Origin of the sequence: Pseudomonas sp. PDM26, assembly GCF_019219185.1 — a bacterium.
GTDB lineage: Bacteria > Pseudomonadota > Gammaproteobacteria > Pseudomonadales > Pseudomonadaceae > Aquipseudomonas.
The window spans coordinates 1-18,906 of the sequence record NZ_JAHUWC010000011.1 but is presented as its reverse complement, the minus strand read 5'-3'; the positions used below and the strand labels follow the sequence as shown (position 1 = coordinate 18,906).

Annotated in this window: 19 protein-coding genes; 9 read left to right on the top strand and 10 right to left on the bottom strand. The window is 58.2% G+C overall.

Annotated features, from left to right (window positions below):
* Positions 1-83: 83 nt before the first annotated feature.
* Positions 84-1,994, bottom strand: coding sequence for an esterase EstP (gene estP, locus KW849_RS20820; RefSeq protein WP_218431065.1), 1,911 nt, complete (start codon positions 1,992-1,994; stop codon positions 84-86).
* A 408-nt stretch (positions 1,995-2,402) separates the two neighbouring features.
* Here estP and KW849_RS20815 point away from each other — a divergent pair, with 408 nt between their 5' ends.
* The 4 genes from KW849_RS20815 to KW849_RS20800 all read left to right on the top strand — a co-directional run bounded on the left by KW849_RS20815 (position 2,403) and on the right by KW849_RS20800 (position 5,750).
* Positions 2,403-2,996 (top strand): aminodeoxychorismate/anthranilate synthase component II, encoded by a 594-nt coding sequence (locus KW849_RS20815; RefSeq protein WP_007980194.1) that lies wholly within the window; start codon positions 2,403-2,405, stop codon positions 2,994-2,996.
* 9 nt (positions 2,997-3,005) lie between these two features.
* Positions 3,006-4,055 (top strand): anthranilate phosphoribosyltransferase, encoded by a 1,050-nt coding sequence (gene trpD / locus KW849_RS20810; protein ID WP_218431064.1) that lies wholly within the window; start codon positions 3,006-3,008, stop codon positions 4,053-4,055.
* On the top strand, positions 4,052-4,888 hold the full coding sequence (gene trpC / locus KW849_RS20805; protein WP_218431063.1) for an indole-3-glycerol phosphate synthase TrpC: 837 nt from the start codon (positions 4,052-4,054) through the stop codon (positions 4,886-4,888). The genes trpD and trpC overlap by 4 nt, the downstream gene beginning before the upstream one ends.
* 160 nt (positions 4,889-5,048) lie before the next feature.
* Positions 5,049-5,750 carry a lipoate--protein ligase family protein gene (locus tag KW849_RS20800; RefSeq protein WP_218431062.1) on the top strand — a complete coding sequence of 234 codons (702 nt, stop codon included), beginning with the start codon at positions 5,049-5,051 and terminating at the stop codon, positions 5,748-5,750.
* A gap of 10 nt (positions 5,751-5,760) precedes the next feature.
* On the opposite strand, the gene crp is transcribed toward KW849_RS20800, so the two are convergent.
* Complete coding sequence (gene crp, locus KW849_RS20795; RefSeq protein ID WP_108216883.1) at positions 5,761-6,405, bottom strand: cAMP-activated global transcriptional regulator CRP; 645 nt, start codon at positions 6,403-6,405, stop codon at positions 5,761-5,763.
* A 229-nt stretch (positions 6,406-6,634) separates the two neighbouring features.
* Here crp and KW849_RS20790 point away from each other — a divergent pair, with 229 nt between their 5' ends.
* Positions 6,635-7,057 carry an OsmC family protein gene (locus KW849_RS20790; RefSeq protein WP_007994936.1) on the top strand — a complete coding sequence of 141 codons (423 nt, stop codon included), beginning with the start codon at positions 6,635-6,637 and terminating at the stop codon, positions 7,055-7,057.
* A gap of 239 nt (positions 7,058-7,296) precedes the next feature.
* Positions 7,297-8,088, top strand: coding sequence for an adenosylmethionine decarboxylase (speD, locus tag KW849_RS20785; RefSeq protein ID WP_057396317.1), 792 nt, complete (start codon positions 7,297-7,299; stop codon positions 8,086-8,088).
* Positions 8,089-8,278: 190 nt separating this feature from the next.
* Here the strand turns inward: speD and coq7 are convergent, their stop codons facing one another.
* The 6 genes from coq7 to hemJ form a co-directional block, all read right to left on the bottom strand.
* Positions 8,279-8,926 carry a 2-polyprenyl-3-methyl-6-methoxy-1,4-benzoquinone monooxygenase gene (coq7, locus tag KW849_RS20780; protein ID WP_218431061.1) on the bottom strand — a complete coding sequence of 216 codons (648 nt, stop codon included), beginning with the start codon at positions 8,924-8,926 and terminating at the stop codon, positions 8,279-8,281.
* A gap of 160 nt (positions 8,927-9,086) precedes the next feature.
* On the bottom strand, positions 9,087-9,425 hold the full coding sequence (locus KW849_RS20775) for a histidine triad nucleotide-binding protein (RefSeq protein WP_007986008.1): 339 nt from the start codon (positions 9,423-9,425) through the stop codon (positions 9,087-9,089).
* Between the two features lie 80 nt (positions 9,426-9,505).
* Complete coding sequence (locus KW849_RS20770) at positions 9,506-10,294, bottom strand: SDR family oxidoreductase (protein WP_218431060.1); 789 nt, start codon at positions 10,292-10,294, stop codon at positions 9,506-9,508.
* A 61-nt stretch (positions 10,295-10,355) separates the two neighbouring features.
* On the bottom strand, positions 10,356-11,321 hold the full coding sequence (locus KW849_RS20765; protein ID WP_218431059.1) for a DUF805 domain-containing protein: 966 nt from the start codon (positions 11,319-11,321) through the stop codon (positions 10,356-10,358).
* 93 nt (positions 11,322-11,414) lie between these two features.
* Complete coding sequence (locus KW849_RS20760; RefSeq protein ID WP_108216880.1) at positions 11,415-12,383, bottom strand: nitronate monooxygenase family protein; 969 nt, start codon at positions 12,381-12,383, stop codon at positions 11,415-11,417.
* A 33-nt stretch (positions 12,384-12,416) separates the two neighbouring features.
* Positions 12,417-12,848 (bottom strand): protoporphyrinogen oxidase HemJ, encoded by a 432-nt coding sequence (gene hemJ / locus KW849_RS20755; RefSeq protein ID WP_108216879.1) that lies wholly within the window; start codon positions 12,846-12,848, stop codon positions 12,417-12,419.
* Positions 12,849-12,982: 134 nt separating this feature from the next.
* On the opposite strand from hemJ, the gene argC reads away from it, so the two are divergent.
* Entirely contained in the window at positions 12,983-14,017 is a 1,035-nt protein-coding gene (gene argC / locus KW849_RS20750; protein ID WP_008051660.1) for an N-acetyl-gamma-glutamyl-phosphate reductase, read from the top strand.
* A 166-nt stretch (positions 14,018-14,183) separates the two neighbouring features.
* Positions 14,184-14,534, top strand: coding sequence for an iron-sulfur cluster insertion protein ErpA (gene erpA / locus KW849_RS20745; RefSeq protein ID WP_007906865.1), 351 nt, complete (start codon positions 14,184-14,186; stop codon positions 14,532-14,534).
* A 68-nt stretch (positions 14,535-14,602) separates the two neighbouring features.
* On the opposite strand, the gene KW849_RS20740 is transcribed toward erpA, so the two are convergent.
* Together KW849_RS20740 and KW849_RS20735 are read right to left on the bottom strand one after the other, a co-directional pair.
* A complete protein-coding gene (locus KW849_RS20740) occupies positions 14,603-15,694 on the bottom strand; it encodes an anhydro-N-acetylmuramic acid kinase (protein WP_218431058.1) in 1,092 nt (363 codons plus the stop codon).
* Positions 15,695-15,697: 3 nt separating this feature from the next.
* Positions 15,698-17,116: a peptidoglycan DD-metalloendopeptidase family protein gene (locus tag KW849_RS20735; protein WP_218431057.1), complete on the bottom strand. Its 1,419-nt coding sequence runs from the start codon at positions 17,114-17,116 to the stop codon at positions 15,698-15,700.
* Between the two features lie 211 nt (positions 17,117-17,327).
* On the opposite strand from KW849_RS20735, the gene tyrS reads away from it, so the two are divergent.
* Positions 17,328-18,527: a tyrosine--tRNA ligase gene (gene tyrS, locus KW849_RS20730; RefSeq protein WP_218431239.1), complete on the top strand. Its 1,200-nt coding sequence runs from the start codon at positions 17,328-17,330 to the stop codon at positions 18,525-18,527.
* The last annotated feature ends 379 nt before the right edge of the window (positions 18,528-18,906 follow it).

Genomic DNA, 18,906 nt, shown 5'->3' with positions numbered 1-18,906 from the left:
GCAAGCTAGCTCCTACAGGGGATTTGCGGACACCAAAAAAACGCGACGCCTGTGAGGGCGCCGCGTTTTTTATTGGCTGCACGTCAGAAGTCCAGTGCAACACCCACATTGATGCCCTGTTGGGTGAAATCGTCGTCCTTGCGGATGTTGTAGCTGGCGCGCAATGCCAGGTCCTTGGTGAGGTTGTGGCTCACACCCAGGTTCACACGTTGCAAGTGACTTTGCGGGGTGTAGCCCTCCAGCGTGAACTGGTTGTTTGGCAGGCTGTTGAGGTTGATGCTCACGTCCTGGGTATCGTCGTTGTACTCACGTTCGACTGCCGCTTCGCCAAAAACCTGGGTTTGCGGGGTGATCTGGTATTTGCCCTGCAGGCCAGCGCCCAGACGCCGGGAAATACGCTCCTGATCGGCGAAGGTCAGCGCCGTGGAGTTGTTGCCGTCCTCCGAGTAACCGTCGACTTGCACCTTGGCGAAATCGGCGCTGACAAACGGCGACAGGTGCCAGGGGCTGCTGGCTTGTTGCGCAATGTCGTAACCCAGGCGAGCGCTGAAGGCCTCGACGTAGCCGCTGGTATCGCCTTTTTCACTGCGCTCGTTGGCGCCCAACTGGAATTTACGCTTGAGGCTGTCGTAATCCAGATGCCCGGCCGTCAACGCCGCATCGGCCCACACACGGTTTTGCTGGTACTGGGCGAATACCGTGCCCAGGTAGGTGTTGAGTTTGTAGTCGGAATCGTTGCTGCCGGCTTCGAGTTTCTGGTTATAGAAACCGGCCACCAGGCCGACGCGCCAGGCATCGTCGAGACGGTAGCTGCCGCCGATGTTCAGGTTGGCTCCGTTGCCGTCGGCGCTTACCGAACTGTCATCACCGTCAAAGTCCTGATGCTGTCCGCCGCCGGAAACAATGGCTCGCCATTGGCCGACGCCTTGCCAGTTTTCCCAATCGGCCAGCCACTGGTTGCGCAATTCGTCCTGATGCGCGCGCACGGTGCCCTGGGCCATTTCCGGTAGCAAGGTCAGCTCCCATGGCGCCGCCAGCAGGGAGTACGCGTAATCGGCGATCAGGCGCTGCCCGGCTTCGGTGGGATGCACGGAGTCGTTGTAGATCAGCTTGGTCGGGTCTGGTGTGGCGCTGTTGATGCCGTAGCGGGCGTTTTCGGTACAGCCGCTGCCGCTGAAGCATGTGGCGATGAGATTCTGGTCGGTGGCCAGGCCAAACTGCACCGGGTTGGCGAACGTCTCTTTGAGCAGTACTGGAATATTGAGCGGGATTATTTCTGCATTGATGTTTTGCAGTCGGCTTACCAGTTCAGTGTTGAACTGGGCGCTGAGTTGGGACGTGAACGCTTGCAGCGGGGTGCCATTGAACGCCGGGGTAAAGCCGATGTCGGGCAGTAGCCATACCATGACGTATTTGGCGCCGGCGGTTTGCAGCGTCTGCACGCTGTCGGCCAGACGGTCGGCGGCGGCACTGGCCTGGGGCAGGCTGGTGACGCGACCTTGCAGGAAGTCGTTACCGCCACCCGACAGGTAATACAGTGCATTTGGGTCGGCACGGAAGTTATTGGATGGAAGATAGCCGGCCCGGGTGCGTTCTCCGGTGGCGGAGATGCTGGTAATCGAATCAAGAATCTGATCCGTGCGGTAACCGCCGACGGCCCAGTTGTTACCATCGGGCTGGCCGTTGCTGGCGCGCACCGCCGAATTTGATGAAGCGGTCTGGTCCGCCGAGAACCCCAGTTTTCCACCCAGTATCTGCGTAGAGTTGAGCGAGCGGATTTCGCCGCTACCATCCAGATACACCGGCCCCGTCCGGTTGGTGAAGCGCTGCGTCGCCCCGGCAGGCCCGCCCGTGTCGGCAAAGGTCCCAGCGTCGTTAAGGCTGTCCCCGAAGACAACGAAATTGGTATAAGGATTAGGTGCGGCGTTCGCCTGGGCGCATGCCATCGCGAGCAAGCATCCTGCGAGCGGTACAAACAACGACTGTTTGATCATGTGCAAGTCCGTTTATTTATTGTTGTAGTGAACGAAACGACAGTACCAAAAACTTCCGGCCTTTTGCCATCTGTCGCGCAGCCTTTAACAGTTTCGCGGGCAGTAGCTCCGGCGATATTGCACGCTCTGCCCAGCTAAGTTACTGTGCCCGGACGTACGAACGAGACCTTCCCCGTGTTGATCATCAGTAAACTCCTGGATCAAGTCATCAAGGCACATGCCCGCTGGCGTTGGCGCGCCTGAATTCTTTTGCCGGCCTTGCCGGACCTGTACCGCTTTGCCTTCTTTACCTGTTTGAAATGCCGCTTTGCTGGCGCTACTCCAGCACCTGACAAAGTGCAGCGCTCTGCGGGTAAATCATTCGAAGGCCATCTTTAAAGTCAGTGAATTCAAGAGGTTCTTAACGCCATGTTGCTGATGATCGATAACTACGACTCCTTTACCTACAACGTTGTGCAGTATCTGGGCGAGCTCGGCTCCCAGGTCAAAGTCGTGCGCAACGATGAACTGACCATCGCTGAAATCGAAGCCCTCAATCCAGAGCGCATTGTTGTGTCCCCCGGTCCTTGCACCCCAACCGAAGCCGGCATCTCGATTGAAGCGATCAAGCATTTCGCCGGCAAACTGCCGATTCTTGGCGTCTGCCTCGGTCACCAATCCATCGGCCAGGCCTTTGGCGGCGATGTGGTGCGCGCCCGTCAAGTGATGCACGGTAAGACTAGCCCGGTATTTCACGAGGACAAGGGAGTGTTCGCAGGCCTGAATCGTCCGCTGACGGTCACCCGCTATCATTCATTGATCGTCAAGCGCGAAACCCTGCCCGATTGTCTGGAGCTGACCGCCTGGACCCAGCTCGAAGACGGTTCGGTCGACGAGATCATGGGCCTGCGTCACAAGACTCTGAACATCGAAGGCGTGCAGTTTCACCCTGAGTCGATCCTCACCGAGCAGGGTCACGAACTGTTCGCCAACTTCCTCAAACAAACCGGCGGCACGCGCTAAGGACTTATCATGAACATCAAGACAGCCCTGGGCCGTATCGTCGATCACCTCGACCTCAGTACCGATGAAATGCGCGATGTCATGCGCGAAATCATGACCGGGCAATGCTCGGATGCGCAGATTGGCGCGTTCATGATGGCCATGCGCATGAAGAGCGAAAGCATCGACGAAATCGTCGGCGCGGTGTCGGTGATGCGTGAGCTGGCGGACAAGGTCGAGCTCAAGACCCTCGACGGTGTGGTCGATGTGGTGGGCACCGGCGGTGACGGTGCGAATATCTTCAACGTGTCGACCGCTGCTGCGTTCGTGGTTTCCGCTGCTGGCTGCACCGTGGCCAAGCATGGCAACCGTGCAGTCTCGGGCAAGAGCGGCAGTGCTGATCTGCTGGAGGCGGCCGGTATCTACCTGAACCTGACCCCAGTGCAAGTGGCGCGTTGCATTGACAACGTTGGTATTGGTTTCATGTTTGCCCAGACTCATCACTCTGCGATGAAATACGCCGCCAGCCCGCGCCGTGAACTGGGTCTGCGGACCTTGTTCAACATGCTCGGTCCGCTTACGAATCCGGCCGGTGTGAAGCATCAGGTGGTCGGCGTATTTACCCAGGCCCTGTGCCGGCCGCTGGCGGAAGTGCTGCAGCGTCTGGGCAGCAAGCACGTGCTGGTGGTGCATTCGAAGGATGGTCTGGACGAGTTCAGCCTGGCTGCGCCGACGTTTGTCGCTGAGCTGAAGGATGGCCAGATCACCGAGTATTGGGTCGAGCCGGAAGACCTTGGCATGAAGAGCCAGAGCCTGCATGGCCTGGCGGTGGATAGCCCGGCGGCGTCCCTGGAGCTGATTCGCGATGCCCTGGGCAAGCGCAAGACCGAGAACGGTCAGAAAGCGGCCGAGATGATCATGCTCAATGCCGGTGCCGCGCTGTACGCAGCCGACCATGCCAGCAGTTTGAAAGAGGGAGTTGCACTTGCGCACGATGCGCTGCACACCGGTCTCGCTCGAGAGAAGCTCGAGGAACTGGGTGCGTTCACCGCGGTATTCAAAGTGGAGAATGAGGGATGAGTGTACCGACGGTTCTGGAAAAGATTCTGGCGCGCAAAGTCGAGGAAGTCGCCGAGCGTAGCGCTCGCGTCAGCCTCGCCGAGCTGGAAAGCCTGGCCAAGACGGCCGATGCGCCTCGTGGTTTTGCCAAGGCCTTGCTGGCTCAGGCCAAGCTGAAGCAACCTGCAGTCATTGCCGAAATCAAGAAAGCTTCGCCGAGCAAAGGCGTGATTCGCGAGAACTTCGTTCCCGCCGACATCGCCAGAAGCTACGAGAAGGGCGGAGCGACCTGTCTGTCGGTACTCACCGATATCGATTATTTCCAGGGCGCTGACGCCTACCTGCAGCAGGCCCGCGCGGCGTGCCAGCTGCCGGTGATCCGCAAGGACTTCATGATCGATCCGTACCAGATCGTCGAAGCCCGGGCCCTGGGTGCCGATTGTGTGCTGTTGATCGTTTCCGCGCTGGATGACGTGAAAATGGCCGAACTGGCAGCCGTGGCCAAAAGCGTCAACCTCGATGTGCTGGTGGAAGTCCACGATGGCGATGAGCTGGAGCGGGCCTTGAAAACCCTCGACACTCCACTGGTCGGTGTGAACAACCGCAACCTGCATACCTTCGATGTCAGCCTGGAAACCACCCTTGACCTGTTGCCGCGTATCCCGCGTGATCGTCTGGTCATCACCGAGAGCGGCATTCTCAACCGCGCCGATGTCGAACTGATGGAAATCAGCGATGTCTACGCGTTCCTGGTCGGCGAAGCGTTCATGCGCGCCGAAAGCCCGGGTACCGAGCTGCAGCGTCTGTTCTTCCCCGAGCGCGGCATTCCCGTCAGCGGCTCGACCCTCGACTGATTATTCGCAGACCGAGTCGACCCCATCGCGAGCAGGCTCGCTCCCACAAGGGATTGGCTAATGCCAAAGATCCAATGTGGGAGCGACGGTGCGGCGATCCGACCTGCTCGCGATGGCAGCATAAGATGCACCACAGACTGACCGTCCTATGGAAGACCTTATGATCTTACCTGTTTCCCTGACCATCGAAGCCGGCCTGCAAGCCGAACAGGATCTGTTGGCCTCGGTCTGTGCCGGCAACGCGGACTTCGGCCTGTTGTTCTGGCAACCGAGTGACCAGGCATTAGTGATGCCGCGTCGCTTGAATCGCTTGCCAGGCTTTGAATCCGCATGTGAAGTCTCGGCAGCGGCAGGCTGGCCAGTGTTGTTGCGCGATACCGGCGGAGAGCCCGTTCCGCAATCCGACACCACGACCAACATCGCTCTGGTCTACGCACCGCCGCGCAGCGAAGGCGACCTTAACCGCATCGAATCCGGCTACCGGCGTCTATGCGATCCAATCTGTCAGTTGCTGGATGAGTTGGGTGGCACTTCGTCCCTGGGGGAAATCGAAGGCGCTTTCTGTGACGGTCGCTTCAACGTCAACCTCGATGGTCGCAAGATGGTCGGCACCGCCCAGCGCTGGCGCCAGAGTCAGGGTGGGCAGCGTCCGGTAGGGCTGGTGCACGGAGCGATGCTGATCGATAACGAGCGAGCGTCAATGGTCGCCGCGGTCAATCGTTTCAACGAGGCCTGCGGTCTGGAACAACGAGTACGCGCCGAAAGCCACATCGCGCTGCATGAGAAGTTCGCCGCACCCGATGCACTGGCGCGCCTCGACGAACTCTACCGGTTGATGCTGGCGCGGATGTTCAGCGGCTAGGTTTTCGAGCTTATCGCGTACCGAAAACCACCATGGTCTTGCCTTTGACATTCACCAGTTCGCGTTCTTCCAGATCCTTGAGGACGCGACCGACCATCTCCCGGGAACAACCGACTATCCGCCCGATTTCCTGACGGGTCACCTTGATTTGCATGCCATCGGGGTGAGTCATGGCGTCTGGCTGTTTGCACAGCTCCAGCAGGCAGCGGGCAACTCGGCCGGTCACGTCAAAAAATGCCAGGTCACCGACCTTACGCGTGGTGTTGCGCAGGCGCTGTGCGATTTGTCCGCTGAGGACGTAAAGAATTTCCGGATCCAGCAGGGATAACTCGCGGAATTTTGCGTAGCTGATTTCCGCGACTTCGCATTCAACCTTGGCCCGTACCCAGGCGCTACGCTCCTGCTCCAGGCCGGCTTGCTCAAACAGGCCCAACTCGCCGAAAAAGTCTCCGGCGTTCAGGTAGGAAATGATCATTTCCCGGCCGTCGTCATCTTCGATCAGGATGGTGACTGAGCCTTTGATGATGAAGAACAGCGTTTCCGAGCGGTCGCCGGCACAAATGATGCTGCTCTTGGCCTGATAACGGCGGCGCTGGCAATGCATCAACAGCTTGTCGAGGTTCTTGATCTTGGGGTTGGGGGCAATCGCAACCATGGTTGTATCCCGAAAAGACTGCACGGTGTGTTTGGTTTTTTATGAATAGCGAACGCTGGGGAAAAGCTGGCAATGCGCCATTGAATTGGCGTCAGCTTAACAGACACTTCCTGCAATATTCGAGCATTTACCTACAAGGCAGTGGGATATGTCCTAAGACGCCGGGCGCCGTCAATCACAGGGCCTGTGCTAAGCTGGCGACCCTTTTTTATACAGTGGAGTCTTGGCGATGAAGGCACGCATCCAATGGGCTGGCGAAGCCATGTTCCTCGGCGAATCCGGTAGCGGTCATGTCGTGGTCATGGACGGTCCGCCCGATGCCGGCGGACGTAACCTGGGTGTCCGGCCGATGGAAATGCTGCTGCTGGGTGTCGGCGGTTGCAGCAATTTCGATGTGGTCAGCATCCTCAAGAAGTCCCGCCAGGCGGTCGAAAGCTGTGAAGCGTTCCTTGAAGCCGAGCGTGCGACCGAAGATCCAAAGGTTTTCACCAGGATCCACATGCACTTCGTGGTCAAGGGCCGTGGGCTGAAAGAAGCCCAGGTCAAGCGCGCCATCGAATTGTCTGCCGAGAAGTATTGCTCGGCCTCGATCATGCTCGGCGCGGCAGGCGTGGCAATTACCCACGACTACGAGATCATCGAGCTCGGTTGAATCGACATTCAACTATCATAAAAGCAGTGCAGACTCTGGCGAACACAAGCTGACGTCTGCATAATGCGCCACTTTTTTCAGGGTAGTGGCCCGTCAGCCGACAGGCCTCGCACCCGAGCAGACAACCAAAATCGCCATCGCGAAGAGGTGTTAACCGTCCTACGCAGGTGCGTTGTTCGCATTTGACGGGCATGCTTGATCACGCGGCCGGGCCGCAAACACATAGAGAGTTTTTAACGGTGAAAAGCAAACTCAAGCTCCACGGGTTCAATAACCTGACAAAGACCTTGAGCTTCAACATCTATGACATCTGCTACGCGGAAACCCCGCAAGACCAGCAGGCTTACGTCGAGTACATCAATAAAGAGTACAACGCGAAACGCCTGACGCAGATCCTCACGGAAGTTGTCGATATCATTGGTGCCAACATCCTGAACATTGCCAGTCAGGACTATGAGCCGCAGGGCGCCAGCGTCACGATCCTGATCTCCGAAGAGCCGGTAACCCCGACCGACAGTCAGATCGAAGAATCCCCGGGCCCGCTGCCTGAAATCATTCTTGCTCACCTCGACAAGAGCCACATCACGGTGCACACCTACCCGGAAATCCATCCGGTCAGCGGTATTGCAACCTTCCGTGTGGACATCGACGTATCGACTTGCGGGGTCATTTCACCGCTCAAAGCGCTCAACTTCCTGATTCATCAGTTCGATTCGGACATCGTAACCGTGGATTACCGTGTGCGCGGCTTCACCCGTGACGTTGAAGGCAAAAAGCACTTCATCGACCACGAGATCAATTCGATCCAGAACTACCTCTCCGAAGACACTTACGACGCGTACCAGATGACCGACGTGAACGTGTACCAGGAAAATCTGTTCCACACCAAGATGCTGCTGAAGAACTTCGAACTGGATAACTACCTGTTTGGCGACGCCACCAGCAACCTGTCCTCTGAGCAACGCGCCCAGGTGACCGAGCGGGTGAAACACGAAATGCTCGAAATCTTCTACGCGCGCAATATGGCGTAAGATTCTCGGACACAAAAAAGGCGACTCCCTCACGGCAGTCGCCTTTTTTGTTCTGGCGCCGGCTCTTGTAGGAGCGAGCTTGCTCGCGATGCACCTGGGGGCGACACGTTTATCCAGACACACCCGTTATCGTTGTCGTCCTTCGTCGGAACGCCGCCCGGAGCAAGCTCGCTCCTACAAAAAAACGGAGTCAGATCCGATAAGTACTCTTGGTCATCACCTTGGCCATCAGACTCATCCCGAACTTCACAGGTGTCGGAAAGCGGAACCCGCCAGCCTCCAGCGCACTTTCGGCATGCTGTTCTTCATCGATGCGCATCTGCTCAAGAATTGCGCGGGATTTTTCATCCTCGGCCGGCAATTGCTCCAGATGTTCGTTCAGGTGTTTGCACACCTGGTCTTCCGTTGCCGCCACGAACCCCAGGCTGACTTTATCGCTGATCAGGCCGGCCACCGCGCCAATCCCGAAAGACATGCCATAAAACAGCGGATTGAGGATGCTGGTGTGGCTACCCAGTTGATGGATGCGTTGTTCGCACCAGACCAGGTGATCGACCTCTTCTTCGGCGGCATGCTCCATCGCAGCACGCACTTGCGGCAGTTTGGCGGTCAGCGCTTGCCCCTGATACAGCGCCTGGGCGCAGACTTCCCCGGTGTGGTTGATGCGCATCAGGCCGGCAACATGGCGCGTGTCTTCGTCGCTCATTTTCGCATCCGGCTGCACGATGGCGGGTGACGGACGGTACGGCTGGCCGCTGAAGGGCAGCAAGGTGCGCATCGCGGCATCGGCTTGCAGCAGAAGGCGGTCGATTGGCGAGTAGTGACGTTGGGTAGTCATGCTGACCTCCGGGGGGATTTCGACGGCCAGTTTAACCCAATCGGCCAGGGAAGGATTGCGCTGGGTCAAGATCAAAAGATCGCAGCCTTCGGCAGCTCCTACAGAGGTTCGCGATACACGTAGGAGCTGCCGAAGGTTGCGATTTTTTGAGAACCTATGCTCAGCCCGGTGGCCAGTGCATCTGGCGCTGACCCAGCACGTGCATATGAATGTGATAGACGGTTTGCCCGCCTTCTTCATTGCAGTTCATGACTACGCGGAAACCTTTTTCGCAGCCCAGTTCCAGTGCCAGGCGCTGCGCGGTGAACAGAATATGCCCGGCCAGCGCCTTGTCGTCCTCGGTCAGGTCGTTCAAGGTGCGAACCGGTTTCTTCGGGACCACCAGAAAATGTACCGGGGCCTGTGGGGCAATGTCGTGGAAGGCCAGTACCTGGTCGTCCTCGTAAATGATCTTCGCCGGGATTTCCCGGTTGATGATCTTGGTGAACAGAGTATCCACAGCTGTTTTCTCCGTTGTTTGGGCTGGGCTGAGTGTACTCATGGCGTATGCCTGCGCCCAGCCTTTTACCTTGAGTTGGATCAGCGCGGGCAGTACGCCTTGTTGATCATGCCGGCGATGGTGCGAGTCAGCCAGCGCGAGCCGAGCCGCGGCAGGAAGGCGAACCAGCGGTTGCGCCGCCCGGGAATAATGATCGCTTGATTCTTTTCCAGTGCGCGCACGGTGTAGAGCGCCACTTCCTCAGGGCTCATCAGCAGTTTGCTGCTGGCCAGTTTGTCGCTGTTGAGCTGCGCGGTACGGAAGAACGCCGTGCGGGTCGGTCCGGGGCAGAGCACCGAAACCTTGATCGCACACTTTTTCAGCTCGACGCGCAATCCTTCGGAAAAGTGCAGCACATACGCCTTGCTGGCGTAATAGGTGCTCATCCACGGCCCCGGCTGAAACGCTGCCACCGAGGCCACATTCAGAATCTGCCCGCCGCCTTGCAGGGCCATGCTGTTGCCGATGGCGTGGCACAGGCGGGTAAGGGCGAGGATGTTCACTTCAATCAGGTCTTGCTCGGTCATCCAGTCCTGGGCCAGAAACGGGCCGCAGGTGCCGATACCGGCGCAGTTGACCAGCAGATCGATCTGCCGGTCGCCTTCTTCCAGCTCCAGCAGGAACCCGGACAGGCGCAGAGGTTCGCCCAGGTCACAGGCACGGAACAACACTTCCACGCCGAACCTTTGGGTCAGTTCAATCGCAATACTTTCCAGCTGATCACGTTGTCGGGCCACCAGAATCAGGCTGCGGCCGCGCCGGGCCAGCGCTTCGGCCATTGCCAGGCCGATGCCGCTGGAGGCGCCAGTGATCAGAGCGTAACGGGTCATGCAGTTCTCCATCGCAACAGCTCCGCGCCGCGACGCAGGTGTCACGGGCCTGGAGCGCTGTTCATTCTTTCGCAGAGTCTACAGGGGGCTGGGCCTCTTCGGCTGCATCGTCGGTGGAATTTGGCACCGGTTCTACCTCGACGTCGATTTCGTCGGTGGTGACCGAACTGCTTTCGTAGCTGCTCTGCGCGGCGTTTTCGTATCCTTCCCGTATCGCCGTGAGACCACCGGCCAGCGAGCCGAACAGAACCAGCGCGATAACGATCAGCCACAGCGAAGACAATACCTTGACCGCGGTACTGTTCGGCGGAGGCGGCGGGCCGTAGCGGTTGGCAGTGTCGTTGCCCGGTACGACCATGATCACGAACGGAAAGAAACTGCCAACGAACGGCACCAGGTTCAGCAGCCACAGCCAGCCGGACCAGCCGACATCGTGCAAGCGTTGAGCGGTGATCTGGATGCTGACGAATACAAATCCGGCGAAAAGGATCAAGGCCAGCAAGCTGCCCAATATCAGGCCGGCGGTCGAATTCGCGCCGATGAGAGCCAAGGCGACTAAGGCAAACACCCCGCAAACGGCCAGGAGCACAGTTGACAGCACCAGCGTCCAGGCGAGGTAACGCAAGCGGCCGATACGGCCATCGAAACTGAATGGCTTGAGCGTGGCGAATTCCGCCACGGCTTCGCCGACGGGCGCGCGAGGCGGCGCGTAAGGGGACTGCGGATCTGCCTGGGCAGCCTGGCTACTGGCCGAGGTGTGGTCGTGAACGTCGGCGAGGTTCAGCTCGATCGGCGTCTCGGCTTCGATGCGGGCGTCGATACCGGTTTTGCTCAGCGCCTGGAGATAGGTCTGGGCATCGGCTTGCGACAGGTTGCGTTTGAGCGCTACCGGACGCCCGGTGAACAGACGCTCGATGGCTGTGACATCGCTTTTGAACAACTCGGCGAGATTGAGCTTTGCCGTGGTGATGTCGACACCGGGCAGCAAGGCGCCCTCGAATACAATCTTGAAATGATTTTCGCCCATGTGCGAAGCATCCTTGTCGCGAGAGGTTGAAAGAAGAATGTTGTGCCCGGGCGAGAGTAAGGCCAGCCGGGCAAGACTGGCCAAGGTTTGCCGTCAGCTCGGCCAGCGTTTGGTCAACTGGGCAGCCTGCTCCAGGGCCTTGCGGTACTCCGAGTCGAGACGTGCAATCAACTGCTCGACGCTCGGCAAGTCCTCGATTTCTCCCACTCCCTGGCCTGCAGACCAAACGGTTTTCCAGGCTTTGGCCTCATCGCTCACGGGTTTGAGCTTGGAGCCGAAGTTGATCTCGCCCTTGCCTTGCAAGGCGGCCATGTCGAAACCGGCTGCTTCCAGACTCTGGCGCATGAAGCTCGCGGGGACACCTGATACGGCTGGAGTATGGATGATGTCTGCCGCTTTGGATGTCAGCAGCATTTCTTTGTAGGCGTCAGGTGCGTGACTTTCGGTCGTGCCGATAAATCGTGTACCAAAGTAGGCCAAATCCGCGCCGAGCAGTTGGGCGGCAAGAATTTCGTGGCCGTGGTTCAAACAGCCGGCCAGCAACAAGGTCTTGTCGAAAAACTGGCGGATTTCGGCAATCAGCGAGAACGGGCTCCAGGTCCCTGCGTGGCCACCGGCCCCGGCAGCCACAGCGATCAAACCATCCACGCCGGCTTCGGCCGCTTTCTCGGCATGACGACGAGTTGTCACGTCATGGAACACCAAACCGCCGTAGCTGTGCACCGCGTCGACCAGTTCTTTTACGGCACCGAGGCTGGTGATCACGATCGGTACTTTGTGTTCGACGCAGATCTGTAGATCCGCCTGTAAACGAGGATTGCTGTTATGGACGATCAGGTTTACGGCATAAGGCGCGGGGTTTTCCAGTGTCGCCAGCCCGGCTTCGATTTCTTCCAGCCAGGCCTTGAAACCGCTGCTCTCGCGCTGGTTCAGCGCCGGGAAGCTGCCGACCACGCCCTGGCGACAACAGGCGAGTACCAATTGCGGATTGGAAATCAGGAACATCGGCGCCACCACCACGGGCAGACGCAAACGTTGTTCAAGCAGAGCGGGCAGCGACATTGGAAGTACCCCGGTGAGTTGTGCCTGTTGGATTTAGAACGGTCGAACGACGACCAGAATTACGATAGCCAGCAATATCAGAACCGGCACTTCATTGAACCAGCGATAAAAGACATGGCTGCGGGTGTTCTCGCCACGGGCAAAACGTTTTACCTGCGCGCCACACATGTGGTGGTAGCCGATCAGAATCACCACCAGTGTCAGCTTGGCGTGCATCCAGCCACCCTGAGTGAAGTAGGCGCTGGGGTTGAGGCTGATCAACCAGCCGCCGAAGATCAGCGTAGCGATCATTGCCGGCCCCATGATGCCGCGGTACAGCTTGCGTTCCATGACGCTGAAGCGTTCCTTGCTGATCGTGTCTTCACTTTGTGCGTGATAAACGAACAGTCGTGGCAGGTAGAACAGGCCGGCAAACCAGCACACGACGCTGATGATGTGAAGCGCTTTGAGCCACAGATAGAGCATTTTTAGTTATTCCCCAATTCACGGTACTGGGAATATAGAGGCTTGAGCGTCCGCACGTCACCTTGACGGTTGTCGCAGGGGCGCGCGGCCCCTATTATCGACGGCTTTCCAGTGGGTTCGTTGAGGGCAGGTTTATGGTCAAGGTCGGTATCGTCGGCGGCACGGGTTACACCGGTGTCGAACTGCTGCGTCTGTTGGCGCAACATCCGCAGGCTGAGGTGGTTGTCATCACTTCCCGATCCGAGGCTGGCCTGGCCGTAGCCGATATGTACCCGAACCTGCGAGGCCACTACGACGGCCTGGCGTTCAGCGTTCCGGACATCAAGACCCTGGGTGCCTGCGATGTGGTGTTCTTCGCCACACCACACGGTGTTGCCCATGCCCTGGCGGGCGAACTGCTGGCGGCCGGGACCAAGGTCATCGACCTGTCGGCCGACTTCCGTTTGCAAGACGCGGATGAATGGGCCAAGTGGTACGGCCAGCCGCACGGTGCACCGGAGTTGCTGGATGAGGCGGTCTATGGCTTGCCGGAAGTCAATCGCGAGCAGATCAAAAAAGCGCGACTGATTGCTGTGCCGGGCTGCTACCCGACTGCAACGCAATTGGGTTTCCTGCCATTGCTCGAAGCCGGCCTGGCCGATACTGCGCATCTGATTGCTGACTGCAAATCCGGTGTCAGCGGTGCCGGTCGTGGTGCTTCCGTAGGCTCGCTGTATTCCGAGACATCGGAAAGCATGAAGGCCTATGCGGTCAAAGGGCACCGTCATTTGCCGGAAATCCGCCAGGGCCTGCGTCGTGCAGCAGGCAAGGACGTCGGCCTGACCTTCGTTCCGCACCTGACTCCGATGATTCGTGGCATTCATTCCACGCTCTATGCAACCGTTGTTGATCGCTCGGTGGATCTGCAGGCACTGTTTGAAAAGCGTTATGCCAACGAACCGTTCGTCGATGTGATGCCTGCCGGCAGCCACCCGGAGACGCGTAGCGTGCGTGGTGCCAATGTTTGCCGTATCGCGGTGCATCGTCCGCAAGACGGCGATCTGGTGGTTGTGTTGTCGGTGATCGACAACCTGGTCAAGGGAGCCTCGGGTCAGGCCGTGCAGAACATGAACATTCTGTTCGGGCTGGATGAGCGTCTGGGCCTGTCCCACGCAGGCATGCTGCCGTAAGGTTTATCGCGTACAGCAAAAGGCCCGTCTGACGGGCTTTTTTGCATTTCGGGCCGGCGATTGGAGTGGTTGATATACCATAACAATAGTTGACCGCTTTTCTAGGAGAAGCGGATAATGCGCGTCATCACGCAATATGACGGCGTTACGCCGGGAGATAGTCAGCATGAGCGTCGAATCCTTCACCCCCACGGCTTTGCAATTCACCCACGGTGCCGCGCACAAGGTGAAGAGCCTGGTCGATGAAGAGGGGAATGATCGCTTGAAGCTGCGCGTATTCGTTACGGGCGGCGGTTGTTCAGGTTTTCAGTACGGCTTCACCTTCGATGAAGAAGTGGCCGATGACGACACCATCGTCGAACGCGAAGGTGTGAGTCTGGTGGTCGATCCGATGAGCTTCCAGTACCTGGCGGGTGCCGAGGTGGACTACCAGGAAGGTCTGGAAGGTTCGCGTTTCGTCATCAAGAACCCGAATGCGACCACCACCTGTGGCTGCGGTTCTTCGTTTTCGATCTGATCAGCGCACCTGTTTCACAGAACGCCGCACGACCCCAGGGTCTTGCGGCGTTCTGCTGTGTGGAGGATTTATGCGGGGTAGATGGCGCCCAGTACGCGCAAGCCGCGGGCACCGGTAACGCTCGGACGGTTGGCTGCGATGCCTTCGAGGCAGCAATGAGCCAGCCACGCGAAGGCCATGGCTTCGACCCAGTCGGGGTCTACGCCGTAAGTGGCAGTGCTGCTGACACTGGCGTTTGGCAGTAGGCTTGCCAGGCGGTTCATCAACGCGGTGTTGTGGGCGCCACCGCCGCAGACCAGTAGTTCCTGCGTGTCTGCCTGGGCGCTTTGCAGTGATTCGATGATGGTCAGCGCGGTCAGCTCAAGCAGCGTCGCCTGAACATCTTCGGCGGCGTAGGCTGGCAGTTGTGCCAGGTGATGTGTCAGCCAAGGCAGGTTGAATACTTCCCGTCCGGTACTCTTCGGGCCTTTGGTTACGAAGAACGGATCGCTGAGCAGCTCATTCAATAGAGCCGGTTCAACCTTGCCGCTGGCGGCCCATTGGCCGTCGCGGTCATAGTTGTCGCCACGTTGCTGATGAATCCAGGCGTCCAGCAGGACATTGCCCGGGCCGCAGTCGAAACCGGCAACAGGCTTACCGGGTTCGATCAGGCTCAGGTTGCTGAATCCACCGATGTTCAGCACGGCACGATTGCCGGGACGCTCTTCAAACAAGGCTTCGTGAAAGGCGGGAACCAGCGGTGCGCCTTGTCCGCCGGCAGCGACGTCGCGGCTGCGGAAGTCGCTGACCACGGTGATGCAGGTCAGCTCCGCCAGCAGGGCCGGGTTGCCAATCTGCACGGTAAAACCGCGTGCCGGTTCGTGGCGGATGGTCTGGCCATGGCTGCCAATCGCACGAATGTCGTCAGGCTTCAGTTGCTGCTGAGCGAGAAGGGCATGAATCCCTTGGGCTGCCAGTTTCACCCAGCTCTGCTGGGCGATGGCGGAGCGGGCAATTTCGTCCGGGCCGCTGGCGCACAAGCCGAGCAGCTCGGCGCGCAGGGGATCGGGCATCGGGATGTAGTGGGAGGCGATCAGTCGGATCGCCGGGGCTTGCTCGATCAGTGCGATGTCCAGGCCATCAAGGCTGGTTCCGGACATCACGCCTATATAGAACGCCATGACTTAGCGCTTGCTCGAAGCCAGCAGAGTGGCTTTTTCCTGTTCCATGCGCGCCATCAGTGGCTGGCTTTGGGCGAGGAAGCGTGGGCGTTCCGCCTTGGCAATCGGATCGGCCATTGGCAGTTTCTGGCCCAGCGGGTCGACGTGCACACCATTGACCTGGAACTCATAGTGCAGGTGCGGCCCGGTGGAGAGACCGGTGGTGCCGATATAGCCAATCACCTGGCCCTGTTTCACCGTGCCGCCAGTCTTCACGCCTTTGGCGAAGCCTTGCATGTGGCCATAGAGCGTAGTGTAGGTATTGCCGTGCTGGAGGACCACGGTATTGCCGTAGCCACCACGGCGACCGGCCAGCAAGACCTTGCCATCACCGGCTGCCTTGATCGGCGTGCCGCGCGGTGCTGCGTAGTCGACGCCTTTATGGGCGCGGATCTTGTTCAGGATCGGGTGTTTGCGGCCCATGGAAAATTTCGAGCTGATACGGGCGAAGTCCACCGGTGTGCGGATGAACGCCTTGCGCATGCTGTTGCCGTCAGCGGTGTAGTAGCTGCTGTTGCCTTGTTTGTTGGTGTAGCGCACGGCGGTGTAGGTCTTGCCGCGGTTGGTGAAACGCGCCGACAGGATCGGGCCAGTGCCGACGGCCTTGCCGTTGACCACCTTCTGCTCGTAGATCACGTCGAACTCGTCGCCCTGGCGAATATCCTGGGCGAAGTCCACGTCGTAGCCAAACACACTGGCCATGTCCATGGTCAGGCTGTGAGACAGGCCCGCTCGGGCCGCGGACTGCGACAGTGAGCTGTTGATCACGCCATGAACGTAAGCCGAGCGCGCGGTCGGTTTGGCGGTAACGCGGTTGAAGGTGTAGCCCTTGTCGTTCTTGGTCAGGCTGATGCTTTCGAGGTCGTTGAGCTTGCTGTGCATGTTGGTCAACTGGCCGTCAGGGCTCAGTTCGAATTCGAGTTTTTGCCCATGCTTGAGCTGGCTGAACTGCTTGGCCTGCTTGTCGCTGGCCAGTATTTCATGCACTGAGGTGGCTGGGAGGCCGACCTTCTCGAACAGTGTAGAGAGGGTGTCACCCTTGGTGACGATCACTTCCCTGTGGCTTGCCGGCTTTTTTTCTTCGACGACCGGCGCTGGCTCGGCTTGAGCTGTTTCCTGAGTGTCTTCGGCGCTGTTGTCGATCTGCGCGAAGGGAGATGTTGCTGGTTCATTTGTGGCTTGAACGACTTCAGCAGCGTCTTGATCTTGTGTCAGTTGTTCAGCAGGACTTTCCAGTTCAAGACTCAGGGTCGTCTTTTTTGCTTCAACGTCGCTGGAAGGGAATACCAGGAGCGCCAGACTGAGAAGGGCGGCGATACCACTTGCGGCAAGCAAGTGGGTCTTCGGGTAAAGCGGCGGCGCTTTAGACGATTCTGTGGTCATAAGTGGTTTTGACTTTGAAAAAGATGAATTGGAAAAGATGAATGACATGATGAAGATGAAATAACTGTATAAAATATAACCAAATCATCTCTGAAGCAAGTCCATAGGCACTCTGTCTGCGGATTGGCGTCCGTGCGCCGGGCAAACCTTGTATTTGACGCGCGATCTTGTATGGTTGGTTCCCTTTGAATCTGAGCCTTGCGGGTCTGTTATGAAGTCGGTTGAAGAGCAGCTAGCGCTGATCAAACGTGGTGCGGAAGAACTGTTGGTCGAGTCCGAGCTGATTGAAAAGCTCAAGCGTGGCCAACCGCTACGTATTAAGGCGGGCTTCGATCCAACGGCTCCGGATCTGCACTTGGGTCACACCGTGCTTATCAATAAGCTGCGCCAGTTCCAGGAGCTGGGGCATCAGGTGATCTTCCTTATAGGTGACTTCACCGGGATGATCGGCGATCCGAGCGGTAAGAGCGCCACGCGCCCGCCGCTCACTCGTGAGCAGGTCCTCGAGAATGCCGAGACCTACAAGACTCAGGTCTTCAAGATTCTGGACCCGGCAAAGACCGAAGTGGCATTCAACTCCACCTGGATGGATCAGATGGGGCCGGCCGACTTCATTCGCCTGACTTCGCAGTACACCGTGGCTCGCATGCTCGAGCGCGATGACTTCGACAAGCGCTACACAACCAATCAGCCAATCGCCATTCATGAGTTCCTTTATCCGCTGGTTCAGGGTTACGACTCGGTGGCTCTGCGCGCAGATGTCGAGCTCGGTGGCACCGATCAGAAGTTCAATTTGCTGATGGGGCGTGAGCTGCAGCGTGGTTATGGTCAGGAAGCCCAGTGCATTTTGACCATGCCGCTGCTTGAAGGTCTGGACGGCGTTAAGAAAATGTCCAAATCCCTGGGCAACTACGTCGGTATCCAGGAAGCGCCGGGTGTGATGTACGGCAAGCTGGTTTCCATTCCGGATGTGCTGATGTGGCGCTACTTCGAGTTGCTCAGCTTCCGCTCCATGGATGAGATCAATGCGTTCCGTGCCGATGTGGAGGCGGGTGCCAATCCGCGTGATATCAAGATCAAGCTGGCTGAAGAGATCGTTGCGCGCTTTCATGGTGAAGAGGCTGCGGCCAGTGCTCATCGTGCTGCCGGTAACCGTATGAAGGATGGCGAGCTGCCGGAAGATCTGCCGGAAATCGAATTGACTGCTGCCGAGGATATGCCGATCGCCGCTGTTCTTAATAAAGCAGGGCTGGTTAAGAATTCGGCGGTGGCGCGGGATCTCCTGGGTTCCGGTGGTGTGCGTATAGATGGTGAGGTTGTCGATCGCACCTTTATATATGCACTGGGCGCGACCCATGTTTGCCAGGCCGGGAAGAAGGCATTTGCGCGTATTACGCTCAAATCCGAATAAGGCTGAAATAAAGGGTTGACGGCGAATTTTAGAAGCCTATAATTCGCCCCACTTCCGGCGCAGTCGAAACGGAAAACTCTTTGGTAAACAACGAGTTACGCAGTTTTGACAGCAGGTTGCTTCAGGTCATCGAAGCCAAAAGGAAGTTGAAAAAGAGGTGTTGACAGCAGCGTGTAACGCTGTAAAATTCGCCTCCCGCTGAAGAGAGATCTGAAGCGCAAGTGGTTGAAGTTGAAAAGGAAACTTGGAAAACTTCAAAAAATAATCACTTGACAGCAAATGAGGCTGCTGTAGAATGCGCGCCTCGGTTGAGACGAAAGATCTTAACCAACCGCTCTTTAACAACTGAATCAAGCAATTCGTGTGGGTGCTTGTGGAG

Excerpts from the sequence above, each read along its gene's own strand:
- estP (WP_218431065.1), bottom strand. The coding sequence starts at position 1,994 with ATGATCAAACAGTCGTTGTTTGTACCGCTCGCAGGATGCTTGCTCGCG.
- KW849_RS20815 (WP_007980194.1), top strand. The coding sequence starts at position 2,403 with ATGTTGCTGATGATCGATAACTACGACTCCTTTACCTACAACGTTGTG.
- trpD (WP_218431064.1), top strand. The coding sequence starts at position 3,006 with ATGAACATCAAGACAGCCCTGGGCCGTATCGTCGATCACCTCGACCTC.
- trpC (WP_218431063.1), top strand. The coding sequence starts at position 4,052 with ATGAGTGTACCGACGGTTCTGGAAAAGATTCTGGCGCGCAAAGTCGAG.
- KW849_RS20800 (WP_218431062.1), top strand. The coding sequence starts at position 5,049 with ATGATCTTACCTGTTTCCCTGACCATCGAAGCCGGCCTGCAAGCCGAA.
- crp (WP_108216883.1), bottom strand. The coding sequence starts at position 6,405 with ATGGTTGCGATTGCCCCCAACCCCAAGATCAAGAACCTCGACAAGCTG.
- KW849_RS20790 (WP_007994936.1), top strand. The coding sequence starts at position 6,635 with ATGAAGGCACGCATCCAATGGGCTGGCGAAGCCATGTTCCTCGGCGAA.
- coq7 (WP_218431061.1), bottom strand. The coding sequence starts at position 8,926 with ATGACTACCCAACGTCACTACTCGCCAATCGACCGCCTTCTGCTGCAA.
- KW849_RS20770 (WP_218431060.1), bottom strand. The coding sequence starts at position 10,294 with ATGACCCGTTACGCTCTGATCACTGGCGCCTCCAGCGGCATCGGCCTG.
- KW849_RS20765 (WP_218431059.1), bottom strand. The coding sequence starts at position 11,321 with ATGGGCGAAAATCATTTCAAGATTGTATTCGAGGGCGCCTTGCTGCCC.
- KW849_RS20760 (WP_108216880.1), bottom strand. The coding sequence starts at position 12,383 with ATGTCGCTGCCCGCTCTGCTTGAACAACGTTTGCGTCTGCCCGTGGTG.
- hemJ (WP_108216879.1), bottom strand. The coding sequence starts at position 12,848 with ATGCTCTATCTGTGGCTCAAAGCGCTTCACATCATCAGCGTCGTGTGC.
- argC (WP_008051660.1), top strand. The coding sequence starts at position 12,983 with ATGGTCAAGGTCGGTATCGTCGGCGGCACGGGTTACACCGGTGTCGAA.
- erpA (WP_007906865.1), top strand. The coding sequence starts at position 14,184 with ATGAGCGTCGAATCCTTCACCCCCACGGCTTTGCAATTCACCCACGGT.
- KW849_RS20740 (WP_218431058.1), bottom strand. The coding sequence starts at position 15,694 with ATGGCGTTCTATATAGGCGTGATGTCCGGAACCAGCCTTGATGGCCTG.
- KW849_RS20735 (WP_218431057.1), bottom strand. The coding sequence starts at position 17,116 with ATGACCACAGAATCGTCTAAAGCGCCGCCGCTTTACCCGAAGACCCAC.
- tyrS (WP_218431239.1), top strand. The coding sequence starts at position 17,328 with ATGAAGTCGGTTGAAGAGCAGCTAGCGCTGATCAAACGTGGTGCGGAA.